The organism is Azospira restricta (assembly GCF_016858125.1).
Lineage (GTDB): Bacteria > Pseudomonadota > Gammaproteobacteria > Burkholderiales > Rhodocyclaceae > Proximibacter > Proximibacter restrictus.
This window is the reverse complement of sequence record NZ_CP064781.1, coordinates 2,809,265-2,824,458: the sequence shown is the minus strand read 5'-3', so window position 1 is coordinate 2,824,458 and position 15,194 is coordinate 2,809,265. Positions and strand designations below refer to the sequence as shown.

Below are 15,194 nucleotides of genomic sequence, written 5' to 3'. Positions count from 1 at the left end.
TCATGCATGCGCGTTGGTCGCGGTCTTGAGCCTTGCGCTATACTTTTCGCACAAAACACAAGACCATCCGACAGGGACGCAACAAGCATGAGCGAGCGCGAAATTGACCAGGTGCTGGTCGAGCGGGCGCAGCGAGGCGACAAGCACGCTTTCGAACTGCTGGTGCAGAAGTACCAGCGCAAATTGACGCGGCTGCTGTCGCGCTTCATCCGGGATCCGGCAGAAGTGGAGGACGTCGCGCAGGAAGCCTTCATCAAGGCCTATCGCGCCTTGCCTTCCTTCCGCGGGGAGAGTGCGTTCTATACGTGGCTGTATCGCATCGGCACCAATACCGCGAAGAATTTCCTGGTCGCGCAGGGCCGGCGGGCGCCGACCTCGACCAGCTACGATTCGGAGGAAGCGGAAACCTTCGACGACGGCGACCAGCTGCGCGACATCAACACGCCGGAAAGCGTGCTGCACTCGAAGCAGATCGGCGAGACGGTCAACGCGGCGATGGAAGCCTTGCCCGAGGAGCTGCGCACGGCGATCGTGCTGCGCGAGATCGAAGGGCTGAGCTACGAGGAAATTTCCAAGATCATGGACTGTCCAATCGGTACGGTCCGCTCCCGGATCTTCCGGGCGCGCGAGGCGGTCGCGGCGAAGCTGCGGCCGCTGCTCGACGTCTCGCCCGATCGCCGCTGGTAGGCCGCCTGCGGCACGCAAGGAAGCTGAAGCATGAGTGAAACCCGCGGCATCGTCACTGCCCGCGACGGCGATTACGCGATCGTCAGGACCGAGGATTCCGGCTGCGGCCGCTGCCACGAAAGCGGCGGCTGCGGGGGCGTCCGCGTCAGCCAGGCGCTGTGCACCTCGCCGCGCGAATGGCGTGTGCTCAATCCGCGCGGCGCGGCCGTCGGCGAGGAAGTGCGCATCGCGGTCAGCGACGGCGCGATCGGCGCCAGCGCGCTGCTGATCTACGTGCAGCCGCTAGGCGCGCTGCTCGGCGGCGCGATCCTCGGCTCGCTGCTGGCCGGCGAGGCCGGTGCGATCGGCGGCGGTGCCGTCGGCCTGCTGCTTTCCTGGCGCTGGGTCGCATGGCGGCAGAAGCGCCGGCATTGCGATCCGCGTTTCCATCCCCATATCGTCTGAACGCGTCCGAACGCGATCGTATTTTTCTGCTCTTCCAGTCTTTCAGGAGGCGAGTCGTTCCATGAAGAGATTGCTTTCCATCGTATTCGCGCTGTTCGTCAGCGTCGGTGCCGCCGCGCAAGGGCGCGGCCTGCCGGATTTCACCGAACTGGTCGACAAGCAGGGGCCGGCGGTGGTCAATATCAGCACCACCCAGGTGGTCAAGGGGCAGGGGCGCGGCATGCAGTCGCCGCTCCCCTTCGACGAGGACGATCCGATGTTCGACCTGTTCCGGCGCTTCATGCCGCCGCAGGGGCCCGGACGCGGGGCGCCGCGCGATTTCGAGCACCGTTCGCTCGGTTCCGGCTTCATTCTCAGTGCCGACGGCTACATCCTGACCAACGCCCACGTCGTCGACGCCGCGGATGAAGTGGTCGTCAAGCTCACCGACAAGCGCGAGTTCCGCGCCAAGGTGATCGGTGCCGACAAGCGGACCGACGTCGCGCTGCTCAAGATCGAGGCCAGCGGCCTGCCGACGGTGCGCCTCGGCGATCCGTCGGCGCTCAAGGTCGGCGAATGGGTGCTGGCGATTGGCTCGCCCTTCGGCTTCGACAACAGCGTCACCGCCGGTATCGTCAGCGCCAAGGGGCGTTCGCTGCCGCAGGAGAACTACGTACCGTTCATCCAGACCGATGTCGCGATCAATCCCGGCAATTCCGGCGGCCCGCTGTTCAACATGAAGGGCGAGGTGGTCGGCATCAACTCGCAGATCTACAGCCGTTCCGGCGGCTTCATGGGCATCTCCTTCGCCATCCCGATCGACCTGGCGATCGACATCCAGAATCAGCTGAAGGCGCACGGCCGTGTCAGCCGCGGCCGCATGGGCGTGGTCATCCAGGAGGTGACCAAGGAGCTGGCGGAGTCCTTCGGCCTCGCCCGCCCGCAGGGGGCGCTGGTCAGCTCGGTGGAGAAGGGCGGGCCGGCGGAGAAGGCCGGCATCGAGCCGGGCGACGTGATCCTCAAGTTCGACGGCAAGGCGATTGGCGCCTCGTCCGACCTGCCGCGCATCGTCGGCATGACCCGGCCGGGAACGTCGGTGACCGTCGGCCTGTGGCGCAAGGGGGCAGGCAAGGAGGTGTCGCTGGTCGTCGCCGAAATGCCGGTCGACGACAAGCAGGCGGCGGCGCGGACCGCGAAGCCGAAACCGGCCGAGCAGGCGGCGAACCGCCTCGGCCTGGTCGTTTCCGAGTTGACGCCGGAGCAGCGCAAGGAATTGCGCGTGAGCGGCGGCCTGCTGATCGAGGACATCCGCGGCAACGCCGCCCGCGCCGACCTGCGTCCGGGCGACATCGTCCTGGCGGTGATCAGCAAGGGGACGACGACCGAGCTGCGCTCGGCCGAACAGTTCAACCGCGTGCTGGCGCAGTTCGACAAGGGCGCCAACGTGACGCTGCTGGTGCGCCGCGGCGAGATGCAGACCTTCGTCACGATCAAGGGCGTCAATGGCGACAAGTGATCCGATGGAGCTGACGCTGCTGTCGCGCACCTACTGCCATCTGTGCCATGACATGGAGGCGGCGCTGGCGCCGCTGGCCGGCGAGTTCGGCGCTGCGGTGACCGTCGTCGACGTCGATGCCGACGATGCGCTGGAGGCGCGCTGGGGCGAGCTGGTGCCGGTGCTGCTGCACGGCGACACCGAGCTCTGCCACTACTTCCTCGACGCGCCCAAAGTCCGTGATTATTTGAGCCGAATCCGCTAAAATCCGCGGCTTGACGCTTTTCCCAAGGGGGCTCGACAGCCCCCTTTTTCGTGCCTTATGGACCACATCCGCAATTTTTCCATCATTGCCCACATCGACCACGGCAAATCGACGCTGGCGGACCGCATCATCCACCTCTGCGGCGGCCTGTCCGACCGCGAGATGGAGGCACAGGTGCTCGATTCGATGGACATCGAGCGCGAGCGCGGCATCACCATCAAGGCGCAGACCGCGGCACTGCAATACAAGGCGCGCAACGGCACGGTCTATAACCTGAACCTGATCGACACGCCGGGACACGTCGACTTCTCCTACGAGGTCTCGCGCTCGCTGTCCGCCTGCGAAGGGGCGCTGCTGGTCGTCGACGCTTCGCAGGGCGTCGAGGCGCAGACCGTCGCCAACTGCTACACGGCGATCGAACTCGGCGTCGAGGTGCTGCCGGTGCTGAACAAGATCGACCTGCCGTCGGCCAACCCGGACAACGCGCGCGCCGAGATCGAGGACGTGATCGGCATCGACGCCACCGACGCCGTGCTCTGCTCGGCGAAGACCGGCCTCGGCGTCGAGGACATCCTGGAGGCGATCATCGAGCGCATCCCGGCCCCCAGGGGGGATGCCGGGGCGCCGCTGAAGGCGCTGATCATCGACTCGTGGTTCGACAACTACGTCGGCGTCGTCATGCTGGTGCGCGTCGTCGACGGCACGCTCAAGCCGAAGGACAAGATTCGGCTGATGGCTACCGGCACGACGCACCTGTGCGAGCAGGTCGGCGTGTTCACGCCGAAATCGCAGGCGCGCGCGGAACTGAAGGCGGGCGAGGTCGGCTTCATCATCTCCGGCATCAAGGAACTGCATTCGGCCAAGGTCGGCGACACCGTGACGCTGGCCGACAACCCGGCCGCCGAGCCGCTGCCGGGCTTCAAGGAAATCAAGTCGCAGGTGTTCGCCGGCCTCTACCCGGTCGAGGCCAACCAGTACGACCAGCTGCGCGAGTCGCTGGAGAAGCTGAAACTGAACGACGCCTCGCTGCACTTCGAGCCGGAAGTCTCGCAGGCGCTCGGCTTCGGCTTCCGCTGCGGCTTCCTCGGACTGCTGCACATGGAGATCGTGCAGGAGCGGCTCGAGCGCGAGTTCGACCAGGACCTGATCACGACCGCGCCGACCGTCGTCTACGAGGTCGTCATGCGCGACGGTTCGATCGTGCAGGTCGAGAACCCGGCCAAGCTGCCGGAGACGCAGAAAGTCGAGGAGATCCGCGAGCCGATCATCACCGCGACGATCTTCGTGCCGCAGGACTACCTCGGTGCGGTGATCACGCTGTGCAACCAGAAGCGCGGCAACCAGGTCGACATGCACTACCACGGCCGCCAGGTGAAGGTGGTCTACGAGATGCCGATGGCCGAGGTGGTGATGGACTTCTTCGACAAGCTGAAGTCGGTGTCGCGCGGCTACGCGTCGCTCGACTACGACTTCAAGGAGTACCGCGCCGCCGACGTGGTCAAGCTCGACGTGCTGATCAACGGCGACAAGGTCGACGCGCTGTCGATCATCGTGCACCGCGCCAACGCGCAGTACCGCGGCCGCGAGCTCGCCGCCAAGATGCGCGAGCTGATCCCGCGCCAGATGTACGACGTCGCCATCCAGGCGGCGATCGGTTCGACCATCGTGGCCCGCGAGAACGTCAAGGCGATGCGCAAGGACGTGCTGGCCAAGTGCTACGGCGGCGACATCACCCGCAAGAAGAAACTGCTCGAGAAGCAGAAGGCCGGCAAGAAGCGCATGAAGCAGGTGGGTTCCGTGGAGATTCCGCAGGAAGCCTTCCTCGCCGTGCTGCGCGTGGACGGCAAGTAACCGGAGACCCATGTGAACTTTGCCCTGATCCTGTTCATCCTGCTGCTCGTCTCCGGCGCCATCTGGGCCGTCGACTCGCTGCTGCTGAAGCCGAAGCGCGAACCCGGCGGCAAGGATCCCTGGTGGGTCGAGTACGGCTCCGGCTTCTTCCCGGTGATCCTGATCGTCTTCGTGCTGCGCTCCTTCATCGTCGAGCCGTTCAAGATCCCGTCCGGGTCGATGATCCCGACGCTGCTGGTCGGCGACTTCATCCTGGTGAACAAGTACACCTACGGCATCCGCCTGCCGATCATCAACAAGAAGATCATCGACCTCGGCCAGCCGCAACGCGGCGACGTGATGGTCTTCCGCTACCCGGAAGACCCGTCGCTCGACTACATCAAGCGCGTCGTCGGCATTCCCGGCGACAAGATCGCCTATCAGAACAAGCGGCTGACGATCAACGGCCAGCCGGTCGAGGTCAGCGATGCCGGGGAGTACTTCCACCCCGAGCGCCTCTACTATTCGCAGCAGTACGTCGAAAAGCTCGGTGCGCTCGAACACCGCATCCTCAACGACAAGGATGCGCCGTCGTTCATCAACGACGCCGCGCTGTTCCCGCACCGCGACAAATGTCTCTACAATAATGCCGGCGTGATCTGCACGGTGCCGCCCGGACACTACTTCATGGTCGGCGACAACCGCGACAACAGCCGGGACAGCCGCGTGTGGGGTTTCGTGCCGGACGAGAACATCGTCGGCAAGGCCTTCTTCATCTGGTTCAACTTCAGCGACCTCGGCCGGATCGGGTCGTTCAAATAGGAGGGGAGCGATGCACAAGCAAAGAGGGGTCAGCCTGTCCGGCCTGATGATCTGGGGCTTCATCCTGGCGATGGTGTCGCTGGTGCTGATCAAGGTCGCGCCGTCGGCGATCGAGTTCTACAAGATTCGCAAGGACGTCAAGGCGGTGGTCCAGAACGCCCCCCCGAATGCGACCGTACCGGAACTGCGCAGATCGTTCGAGAAGTACGCCGAAATCGACGTGATCAAGGACGTTCGTCCCGAGGATCTGGACATCGCCAAGGAAGGCAACCAGATCGTGATCTCGTTCGCCTACGAGAAGAAAATCCGGCTGTTCGGCCCGGTCAGCGTGCTCATCGACTATCAGGGCTCCAGCGCCGGCCAATGATCCCGGGCAGGCTGGAGAAGGCGCTCGGTCACGCATTCGCCGATCCGGGCCTGCTGCAGACGGCGCTGACGCATCGCAGCCACAGCGCGCCGCACAACGAGCGCCTCGAGTTCATCGGCGACTCGGTACTCAACTGCGCGGTCGCGCTCGAACTTTATCGCCGCTTTCCCGCTCTGACCGAAGGCGAGATGTCCCGCCTGCGGGCCAACCTCGTCCGCCAGGATACGCTGCACCGGATCGCCGAGTCGCTGGCGCTGGGCGACTGCCTGCGCCTGGGTGAGGGCGAGCTGAAGAGCGGCGGCCACCGTCGTCCGTCGATCCTCGCCGACGCCGTCGAGGCGATCATCGGCGCCGTTCACCTCGACGCCGGCTTCGACGCCGCGGCGGCGCTGGTCGGCCGGCTCTATGCCGCGCATCTGGCCGGGATCGTGCCGGGGCAGCAGATCAAGGATCCGAAGACGCGGCTGCAGGAATTCCTGCAGGGGCGGCGCCTGGCGCTGCCGCAATACGTGTTGCTCGACACCAGCGGCGAGGCGCATGCGCAGAATTTCCGCGTCGCCTGCGAGGTTCCGGCATTGCGCCTGAAGACCGAGGGGGTCGGCCAGAGCCGCCGGGCCGCCGAACAGATGGCCGCCGAGCGTGCCCTGGAGAAACTGAAATGAGTTCCGTTCGTTCCGGCTACATCGCCATCGTCGGCCGCCCCAACGTCGGCAAGTCGACGCTGTTGAACGCGCTGATCGGCGAGAAGATCAGCATCGTCTCGCGCAAGGCGCAGACGACGCGGCACCGCATCACCGGCATCCGCACCGACGCCGACGCGCAGTACGTCTTCGTCGATACGCCGGGTTTCCAGACGCAGCACACGAACGCGCTGAACCGGGCGATGAACCGCGGCGTCACGCAGGCGCTGGCCGACGTCGACGTCGTGCTCTTCGTCATCGAGGCCGACCGCTTCGGCGGCAAGGACAAGGTCGTCCTCGACCTGCTGCCGGCCGACAAGCCGGTCATCCTGGTGGTCAACAAGACCGACCGCGTCAAGGACCGGGCCGCCTTCATGCCCTTCCTCGCCGAGGTCGCCGGCAAGCGCGACTTCGCCGCGGTGGTGCCGGTCAGTGCCGCCAACGGCAAGCAGCTGCAGGAGTTGCTCGGCGAGACGAAGAAGCACCTGCCGCATGCGGAACTGCTCTTTGCCGAAGACGAGATGACCGACAAGAGCAGCCGCTTCATCGCTGCCGAATACATCCGCGAAAAGCTGTTCCGCCTGCTCGGCGACGAGCTGCCCTACGCGACCACCGTCGAGATCGAGAAGTTCGAGGAGGAGGGCGATCTCAAGCGCATCTTCGCCGCGATCGTCGTCGACCGCGACGGCCACAAGGCGATCGTCATCGGCAAGGGCGGCGAAACGCTGAAGCGCATCGCCTCCGAGGCCCGCCAGGACATGGAGCGCCTCTTCGGCGGCAAGGTCTATCTGGAAATCTGGGTCAAGGTGAAGTCGGGCTGGACCGACGACGAGCGCCTGCTGCGCTCGCTCGGCTACGAATAGGAGTCTCGCCGGCGATGGTCGCCTCGCAGCGGCAACGGGTCGATGCGCAGCCCGCGTGGGTGCTGCATGCCTACCCGTTCCGCGAAACCAGCCTGATCGTCGAGGTCTTTTCCCGCGACCACGGCCGGGTCGCGCTGCTGGCGCGCGGCGCGCGGCGGCCGCGCTCGGCGCTGCGCGGCCTGCTGCTCGCGTTCCAGCCGCTGGAGCTGGGCTGGGCGGGCAAGGGCGAGGTGCAGACGCTGATGAAGGCGGAATGGGTCGGCGGCCAGCCGCTGCTTGCCGGCAAGGCCCTGTTCTGCGGTTACTACCTGAACGAACTGTTGCTGCACCTGCTGCCGCGCGAGGATGCGCACGAGCGGCTGTTCGCGGCCTACGGCGAGACGCTGCGGCGCTTCGCCGACGGCCTGCGCGAGGCCGACCTGCGGCGCTTCGAGCATGCGCTGCTGGCCGAGCTCGGCTACGGGCTGACGCTGACGCAGGACGCCGAAGGGCGGCCGATCGATCCGGAGGCTCATTACGCCTACGAGATCGAGCGCGGCGCAACGAAGCTGGCGCAGGCCGGCAACTCGGCGCTGTCGGTGCGCGGCAAGACCTTGCTCGACCTCGAACACGAGGATTTCTCCGACCCGCGTTCGCTGCAGGAGGCGAAGCAGTTGATGCGGGCGTTGATGGCACACTATCTCGGCGGCCAGCCGCTGGAAACGCGCAAGATATTCATGGAGCTGCAGGAGCTATGACTTCCCCGATGATCGAACTCGGCGTCAACATCGACCACGTCGCCACGCTGCGCCAGGCGCGCCGTACCTGGGAGCCCGATCCCGCCTGGGCGGCGGCGGAGGCGCATCTCGGCGGTGCCGACGGCATCACCGTGCATCTGCGCGAGGACCGGCGCCACATCCAGGACGCCGACGTGGAGAAGCTGCGCCAGCTGACGCAGATCAAGCTGAACCTGGAAATGGCGGCGACCGACGAGATGGTCGGCATCGCCTGCCGGCTGCAGCCGGAAATGGCGATGCTGGTGCCGGAGGGCCGGCACGAGATCACCACCGAGGGCGGCCTCGACTGCGCCGGGCAGGAAGCCCGGCTGAAGGACGTCATCGCGCGGCTGGCCGACGCCGGCATCGTCAGCAGCGTCTTCATCGACGCCGAACTGCCGCAGATCGAGGCGGCGGCGCGCATCGGCGCGCAGGTCTGCGAAATCCACACCGGCCCCTACGCACACGCCTTCCACGCGCAGGGGCGCGATGCGACGGCGCCGGCGGTGCTCGCCGAACTCGACAAGGTACGCCGCGCCGGGCAGGCGATCCGCGACCTCGGCATGCGCTTCAACGCCGGCCATGCGCTGAACTACTACAACGTGCAGCCGATCGCCGCGCTGCTTGGCGTGCGCGAGCTGCACATCGGCCATTCGATCGTCAGCCGCGCGGTCTTCGTCGGCCTGCGCGAGGCGGTGCGCGAGATGAAGGCGCTGATGCGCGAGGCGGCTCGCGTGGGCCGGTGAGGGGCAGATGATCTACGGCATCGGCACCGACATCGCCGCCGTCGCGCGACTGGCCGGCATGTTCGAACGGCACGGTCGGGCGGCGGCGGAGAAGCTGCTGGCACCGGGCGAGCTGGCCGATTTCGACGCGGCGGCCGACAAGGGCCGCTTCCTCGCCAAGCGCTTCGCCGCCAAGGAAGCCTTCGGCAAGGCGCTCGGCACCGGCGTGCGGGCGCCGGCGACGCTGCCGGCGATCGCCGTCACCCACGACGCGCTCGGCAAGCCGCTGTTCGCGTTTTCCGACGAACTCGCAGCGCTGCTGCGCGAGCGGCGCTTGACCGCCCATCTCTCGATCTCCGACGAGCGCGACTACGCGGTCGCCTTCGTCATCCTGGAGCAGGCATGAAACCCATCCCGCTCGGCCCGCTGATGATCGACATCGCCGGCACCGAACTGACCGACCTCGACCGCGAGCGCCTGTGCCACCCGGCGGTCGGCGGCATCATCCTGTTCGCGCGCAACTACGCGTCTCCGGAGCAGCTCGACCGCCTCTGCGCCGAGATCCACGCATTGCGCTCGCCGCGGCTGCCGATCGGCATCGACCATGAAGGCGGCCGCGTGCAGCGCTGCCGCGAGGGCTTCACCCGGCTGCCGGCGATGCGTTCGCTCGGCGCGGCCTGGGATCGTGACCCCGTGAAAGCGAAGGAGATGGCCCGGGCCATCGGCTACGTGCTCGCCGCCGAATTGCGCCTGCACGGCGTCGACCTGTCGTTTACGCCGGTGCTCGACCTCGACTGGGGGCGTAGTTCGGTGGTCGGCACGCGTGCCTTCCACAGCGATCCGGAGATCGTCGCCACGCTCGCCGGCGAATTGATCGCCGGCCTGCGGCAAGCCGGCATGATCGCCTGCGGCAAGCATTTCCCGGGGCATGGCTGGGTCGAGGCGGACTCGCATGTGGCGATTCCGGTCGACGAGCGCATGCTGGAAGAACTCGCTCCGGACATGCTGCCGTATCGGCGGCTGGCGCTCGACGCGGTCATGCCGGCGCATGTCAGCTTCCCGAGTATTGATTCAAAATCTGCTGGATTTTCAAATTACTGGATAGATCTATTGAGAAACGACATAAAGTTCGATGGTGTCGTTTTCAGCGACGATCTGTCGATGGAAGGGGCCAGCGTCGCCGGCGACATCGTTGCCCGCGCGACGGCCGCCTATCGTGCCGGCTGCGACATGCTGCTCGTCTGCAACAGCCCGGACTCGGTCGGCGAACTGCTGGCGCGCTGGCAGGAGCCGCTCGACCCGGTGCGCAGCGCGCGCATCGAGCGCCTGTTGCCGACGAGCGCGACGCCGAGCGCGGAGGGATTGCGCGGCGATCCGCTCTACCGGGCCGGCGTCGCGTTCGCGCAAGAACTCACGGCGAGCGCCTGAAGCCGCCGATCGCCGGCAACTCCGCATCACTGCAACGCTGCAGGGGAAGGCGGACCTCGTGCCAGTCGAATTCCAGCAGGGCTTCGCGGTCGAGATCGTCCCCGGGCGCGCTGCCATCGGGGCGGCGGATGTGCTCGAACAGCGTCGGCAGGTCGCGGTCGTCGACCAGCCCCAGGCCGCACCCGCACATCAGGCACAGGCTTTCGCCGTCGACCAGCCAGGCCGCGCGCGGCGCGCCGGCGGCAAGGCCGGTGTGCGTCATCAGGCCGCTTTCACCCAAGTGCAGCACCCACGGCGCCGCCGCCAGTTCGACCCACACCCGCTGCGGGCCGTTCTGCATGAACCAGGCCCCGCTCCCGTCGCAGTCGTAGTTGCGGCCGATGAATTCGGCCAGTCCGCCGTGCCGCACCGGGCTGCCCTGCAGGCGCCACTGGCCGCGCCGGTCGAGCGACAGCCAGCCACGGCAGTCGGGAACGTTCGGCCACTTGGCCATGGCGGCGACGACGCTGGGGTCCATGAGATTCTCGAAATGAAAAAGGGCGACCGGAGTCGCCCTTCATTCTAGCTGCAGCAGTCGCGATTACTTGGTGCGGCTGCGGTATTCGTCGGTGCGCGTGTCGATTTCGATCTTGTCGCCGATTTCGACGAAGGCCGGGACCGGCAGCTCGAAACCGGTGTTGATCTTGGCCGGCTTCATGACCTTGCCCGAGGTGTCGCCCTTGACGGCTGGCTCGGTGTAGATGACTTCGCGGACGACCGAGGTCGGCAGTTCGACCGAGATCGCCTTGCCGTCGTAGAACACCACTTCGCAGGGCATGCCGTCTTCCAGGTACTTGAGCGCGTCGGTCATCGCCTCGGCTTCGATCTCGAACTGGTTGTACTCGGCGTCCATGAACACGTACATCGGGTCGGCGAAGTACGAGTAGGTGACTTCCTTGCGGTCGAGCTGGACGACTTCGAACTTGTCGTCGGCACGGTACACCGTTTCGGCGCCGGCACCGGTGAGCAGGTTCTTCATCTTCATCTTGACGACGGCAGCGTTGCGGCCGGACTTGTTGTATTCGGCCTTGAGCACGACCATGGCGTCGTTGCCGACCATGAAGACGTTGCCGGAGCGGAGTTCCTGGGCGGTTTTCATCGGTAAATCCTGTGAATGTGGGCGAAAATGGAAACCCGGCATTATACCGGATCGGCGCAGAAATCCGCCAGTGTTTTCGCCAAATCAGGGAGTTGCGCGAGCCGGTCGCGGAAATTGCGGGTGTGCGCGACGATCTCCGGCAGGTGCCCGGCGAAGGCTCGCCATTGGTCGGCGGTGAGGGTTTCGGCATTCCATCCGTGCCAGAAGGTACGCAGCGCGTCGTTCGCCGGTATCGACAGACCGGCGCAGTAGCGGTCGAGAAAAGCGTCGAGCTTCACGCGGTGTGCCGCGTCGTCCTGCGGGTAGATGTGCCAGACGAAGGGCTTGCCGGCCCAGATCGCGCGCACCAGCGAATCCTCGCCGCGCACGAAGTTCAGGTCGCAGGCGGCGAGCAGGTCGTCGTAGGCTTCCTGGCGCATGAAGGGGAGGATGCGCAGATCGAGTGCGCCGTCGCGACGGACGTCGCCGGGCACGAGCGTCGTTCCGGCCGCCGCGCTGACCGAGTTCAACACGCGCGAGTCGGTGACCAGGCAGCGCACCGGCCGCGATTCGCTGCGCCAGGCATTCAGCAGTGCGGCAACGGCGTTGTTTTCGTAGGCGAAGAGCGAGATCGCCAGCGATCCGCACGCCGGCGCGCCGCCATGCTGCGCCCACCAGGCGGGGGCATCGAAGCCGGCGTGGCGGGCGAGCAGGTCGCGCTCGCGTAGCAGGCCGGCGCTGTTCTCGTCGAAGCCGGGAATGAAGAAATGCTTGGTCAGCGGCAAGCGCGGGTGTGGCGAAGGCAGGCCGTGGCAGTCGGCGACCCACGGCTCGGCCGACAGGTATTCGAGGTTGATCCAGCGCGGCGCCGGCTGCCGCCTTGCCATCGCCGCGACGTAGGCTTCTGGCAGCTCGCAGGCGAAGGCCTCGATCACGACATCGGCCGGGTCGTCTGGGGCGGGGAAGGGCTGTGACCAGTGCCGGACGTCGACGCCGGCGGCCGACTGCGAGTCGCGTTCCGGGTCGATCTCGGGGCAGATCCGGGCGAAGGCGCCAAGGTCGTCGACCCACAGCCGTGCCGCGACGCCATGCTCGGCGACGAGCTGGCGCGCCAGCCGCCAGCAGACGCCGATGTCGCCATAGTTGTCGACAACGGTGCAGAAAATGTCCCAGCGTTGCGGGGCGGAGTGCGCGGTAGAGGAGGGCATGGCGCTGCGTGCTAACATCGGAGGCCGCTATCGTACCGCACCGCACGTACCCCATGTCCGAAGTGTCCGAGTCTCCCGAAACCCCTGCTGCGCCGACACCGTTCGACCACCGGACGCTGCTCGCGACGCTGCCCGAGCTGCCCGGCGTCTATCGCATGCTCGACGCTGCCGGCAACGTGCTCTACGTCGGCAAGGCGAAGGCGCTGAAGAAGCGGGTCGCCTCTTACTTCCGCGACAGCCACCCGAGCCCGCGCATCGCCTTGATGGTGCAGCAGATCGCGAAGGTGGAGACGACGGTGACGCGCTCCGAAGCCGAAGCCCTGCTGCTCGAGAACAACCTGATCAAGGGGCTGAATCCGCGTTACAACATCCTCTTCCGCGACGACAAGTCCTACCCGTACATCCTGATGACGAAGGACGAATTCCCGCGCATCGCCTACTACCGCGGCAGCCTCGACACCAAGCGCGCCGACTACTTCGGCCCCTATCCGTCGGCGGTGGCGGTGCGCGACTCGGTGCATCTGCTGCAGCGCATGTTCCGGCTGCGCACCTGCGAGGATTCGGTGTTCGCCAACCGCTCGCGCCCCTGCCTGCTGTACCAGATCAAGCGCTGCTCCGGGCCGTGCGTCGGCCTGGTCAAGCCGGCGGCCTACGCCGACGACGTACAGCTGGCGCGGATGTTCCTGCAGGGGCGGCAGCAGGAAGTGATCCGCCGCCTGACCGAGGCGATGGAGGCGGCGTCCGCCGAACTCGCCTTCGAGCAGGCGGCGATCTACCGCGACCAGATCGCGTCGCTGCGCTACGTGCAGGAGAAGCAGTACGTCGAGAGCACGCGCGGCGAGGACCTCGACGTTGTGGTGGCAGTGGAAGAGGGCGGTCTGGTCTGCGTCAATCTGGCGATGGTGCGCGGCGGTCGGCATCTCGGCGACCGCCCGCATTTTCCGGCGGGCGGCGGCGCCTGTACGCCGGACGAGGCGCTGAATGCCTTCCTCGAGCAGCACTACCTAGACCACCCGATCCCCGGCAAGATCCTCGTCAACCTGCCGCCGGACGAGGAGGTGGCCGGTGCGCTGGCGGAAGTCGCCGCGCGGCCGGTGCCGGTCGTCGAGCCGAAGCAGGGCATGCCGCGCATGTGGGTCGAGATGGCGCTGCAGAACGCGAAGATCGCCATCACCGCGCGGCGCACGACCCTGTCGCTGCAGGGCAAGCGGCAACTGGCGCTGGCCGAGGCGCTCGGGCTGGAGAGCCTCGATCGCATCGAATGCTTCGACATCAGCCACACGCAGGGCGAGGCGACGGTGGCCTCGTGCGTCGTCTATGCCGGCAACGGCATGAAGAAGTCCGAGTACCGCCGCTTCAACATCCGCGACATCACCCCGGGCGACGATTATGCGGCGATGCGCCAGGCGGTGCAGCGGCGCTACGAGAAGGTCGCCTCCGGCGAGAGCGTCGCGCCGGACCTGATCCTGATCGACGGCGGCAAGGGCCAGGTGGCTGCCGCCGCGGCGATCATGGCCGAACTCGGGCTGGCGCACCTGCCGATGGTCGGCGTCGCCAAGGGCGAGGCGCGCAAGCCGGGGCTGGAAACTTTGATCTTCCCCGACGGCCGCGAGCCGCTACAATTGCGGCCGGAGAACCCGGGCCTGCACCTGATCCAGGAAGTCCGCGACGAGGCGCACCGCTTCGCCGTTTCCGGCCACCGCGCGGCGCGCGGCAAGGCCCGCCGCACCTCGACGCTGGAGGAGATCGGCGGCGTCGGCCCGAAACGGCGGAAGGCCTTGATCACGCACTTCGGCGGACTGCAGGGCATCGCCGCGGCGAGCGTCGAGCAACTGGCGAACGTCCCCGGGATCAGCGACGAACTGGCCGAAAAAATTTACGCAGCCCTGCACTGATGCCCTTCAATCTACCGATCTTCCTCACCTGGCTGCGCATCGTCGCGATCCCGCTGCTGATCGCCGTCTACTACGTTCCCGACGGCTGGCTCTACGGCCACAGCCGCGACGTCGCCGCCACCGTGCTGTTCTGCGCGGCGGCGATCACCGACTGGTTCGACGGCTACCTCGCCCGCAAGCTCAACCAGACCTCGGCCTTCGGCGCCTTCCTCGACCCGGTCGCCGACAAGCTGATGGTCGCGGCGGCGCTGATCGTGCTGGTGCAGCTGGGGCGTACCGACGTCATCATCGCCACCATCATCATCGGCCGCGAGATCACGATCTCCGCGCTGCGCGAATGGATGGCGCAGATCGGCGCGCACCGGAGCGTCGCCGTGTCGATGATCGGCAAGATCAAGACGACCGCGCAGATGCTGGCAATCCCGATGCTGCTGTACTACACGCCGCTGGCCGGCCTCGACATGAAGGAAACCGGCACGTGGCTGATCTATATCGCCGCCGTGCTGACGCTGTGGTCGATGGGTTATTACATGCGGATGGCATGGCCGGAGATCGTCAAGCGCGAGCGCCATCTGTGAAAATCGCAAATCGCGCGGCGTTCGCTTGACACCGCGAAATCTGCCCTTATAATGCC

18 protein-coding genes are annotated in these 15,194 nt (G+C 66.7%); 15 read left to right on the top strand and 3 right to left on the bottom strand.

The window, feature by feature from the left end:
• Nucleotides 1-87: 87 nt before the first annotated feature.
• The 13 genes from rpoE (at nt 88) to nagZ (ending at nt 10,340) form a co-directional block, all read left to right on the top strand.
• Nucleotides 88-687 carry an RNA polymerase sigma factor RpoE gene (gene rpoE / locus IWH25_RS13665; RefSeq protein WP_203386336.1) on the top strand — a complete coding sequence of 200 codons (600 nt, stop codon included), beginning with the start codon at nt 88-90 and terminating at the stop codon, nt 685-687.
• Nucleotides 688-717: 30 nt separating this feature from the next.
• Nucleotides 718-1,131, top strand: a complete 414-nt coding sequence (locus IWH25_RS13660) for a SoxR reducing system RseC family protein (protein WP_203386335.1) — start codon at nt 718-720, stop codon at nt 1,129-1,131.
• A gap of 61 nt (nt 1,132-1,192) precedes the next feature.
• Nucleotides 1,193-2,626, top strand: coding sequence for a DegQ family serine endoprotease (locus tag IWH25_RS13655; protein WP_203386334.1), 1,434 nt, complete (start codon nt 1,193-1,195; stop codon nt 2,624-2,626).
• A gap of 4 nt (nt 2,627-2,630) precedes the next feature.
• Nucleotides 2,631-2,870: a glutaredoxin family protein gene (locus tag IWH25_RS13650; RefSeq protein ID WP_203386333.1), complete on the top strand. Its 240-nt coding sequence runs from the start codon at nt 2,631-2,633 to the stop codon at nt 2,868-2,870.
• Nucleotides 2,871-2,927: 57 nt separating this feature from the next.
• Nucleotides 2,928-4,721: a translation elongation factor 4 gene (lepA, locus tag IWH25_RS13645; RefSeq protein WP_203386332.1), complete on the top strand. Its 1,794-nt coding sequence runs from the start codon at nt 2,928-2,930 to the stop codon at nt 4,719-4,721.
• A 12-nt stretch (nt 4,722-4,733) separates the two neighbouring features.
• Nucleotides 4,734-5,522, top strand: a complete 789-nt coding sequence (gene lepB / locus IWH25_RS13640; RefSeq protein ID WP_203386331.1) for a signal peptidase I — start codon at nt 4,734-4,736, stop codon at nt 5,520-5,522.
• 10 nt (nt 5,523-5,532) lie between these two features.
• Nucleotides 5,533-5,889 carry a DUF4845 domain-containing protein gene (locus IWH25_RS13635; protein WP_203386330.1) on the top strand — a complete coding sequence of 119 codons (357 nt, stop codon included), beginning with the start codon at nt 5,533-5,535 and terminating at the stop codon, nt 5,887-5,889.
• Nucleotides 5,886-6,551, top strand: a complete 666-nt coding sequence (rnc, locus tag IWH25_RS13630; RefSeq protein WP_203386329.1) for a ribonuclease III — start codon at nt 5,886-5,888, stop codon at nt 6,549-6,551. The genes IWH25_RS13635 and rnc overlap by 4 nt, the downstream gene beginning before the upstream one ends.
• Nucleotides 6,548-7,432, top strand: a complete 885-nt coding sequence (era, locus tag IWH25_RS13625; RefSeq protein WP_203386328.1) for a GTPase Era — start codon at nt 6,548-6,550, stop codon at nt 7,430-7,432. The genes rnc and era overlap by 4 nt, the downstream gene beginning before the upstream one ends.
• Nucleotides 7,433-7,446: 14 nt before the next feature.
• Nucleotides 7,447-8,169: a DNA repair protein RecO gene (recO, locus tag IWH25_RS13620; protein WP_203386327.1), complete on the top strand. Its 723-nt coding sequence runs from the start codon at nt 7,447-7,449 to the stop codon at nt 8,167-8,169.
• 8 nt (nt 8,170-8,177) lie between these two features.
• Nucleotides 8,178-8,933: a pyridoxine 5'-phosphate synthase gene (locus IWH25_RS13615; RefSeq protein ID WP_203389252.1), complete on the top strand. Its 756-nt coding sequence runs from the start codon at nt 8,178-8,180 to the stop codon at nt 8,931-8,933.
• A 7-nt stretch (nt 8,934-8,940) separates the two neighbouring features.
• Nucleotides 8,941-9,318 carry a holo-ACP synthase gene (gene acpS, locus IWH25_RS13610; RefSeq protein ID WP_203386326.1) on the top strand — a complete coding sequence of 126 codons (378 nt, stop codon included), beginning with the start codon at nt 8,941-8,943 and terminating at the stop codon, nt 9,316-9,318.
• A complete protein-coding gene (nagZ, locus tag IWH25_RS13605) occupies nt 9,315-10,340 on the top strand; it encodes a beta-N-acetylhexosaminidase (RefSeq protein ID WP_238998902.1) in 1,026 nt (341 codons plus the stop codon). The genes acpS and nagZ overlap by 4 nt, the downstream gene beginning before the upstream one ends.
• Here the strand turns inward: nagZ and IWH25_RS13600 are convergent.
• From IWH25_RS13600 to earP, 3 genes are all read right to left on the bottom strand, one after another.
• Nucleotides 10,324-10,857 carry a DUF2946 family protein gene (locus IWH25_RS13600; protein WP_203386325.1) on the bottom strand — a complete coding sequence of 178 codons (534 nt, stop codon included), beginning with the start codon at nt 10,855-10,857 and terminating at the stop codon, nt 10,324-10,326. The two genes, nagZ and IWH25_RS13600, sit on opposite strands and share 17 nt — an antisense overlap.
• A 63-nt stretch (nt 10,858-10,920) precedes the next feature.
• Nucleotides 10,921-11,478 (bottom strand): elongation factor P, encoded by a 558-nt coding sequence (gene efp, locus IWH25_RS13595; RefSeq protein ID WP_203386324.1) that lies wholly within the window; start codon nt 11,476-11,478, stop codon nt 10,921-10,923.
• A 41-nt stretch (nt 11,479-11,519) separates the two neighbouring features.
• Nucleotides 11,520-12,665 (bottom strand): elongation factor P maturation arginine rhamnosyltransferase EarP, encoded by a 1,146-nt coding sequence (gene earP / locus IWH25_RS13590; RefSeq protein WP_203386323.1) that lies wholly within the window; start codon nt 12,663-12,665, stop codon nt 11,520-11,522.
• A gap of 53 nt (nt 12,666-12,718) precedes the next feature.
• On the opposite strand from earP, the gene uvrC reads away from it, so the two are divergent.
• Entirely contained in the window at nt 12,719-14,560 is a 1,842-nt protein-coding gene (gene uvrC / locus IWH25_RS13585) for an excinuclease ABC subunit UvrC (protein ID WP_203386322.1), read from the top strand.
• The gene (pgsA, locus tag IWH25_RS13580) at nt 14,560-15,138 is read left to right on the top strand and encodes a CDP-diacylglycerol--glycerol-3-phosphate 3-phosphatidyltransferase (protein WP_203386321.1); all 579 of its coding nucleotides are present in this window, start codon (nt 14,560-14,562) and stop codon (nt 15,136-15,138) included. The genes uvrC and pgsA overlap by 1 nt, the downstream gene beginning before the upstream one ends.
• Nucleotides 15,139-15,194: the final 56 nt, after the last annotated feature.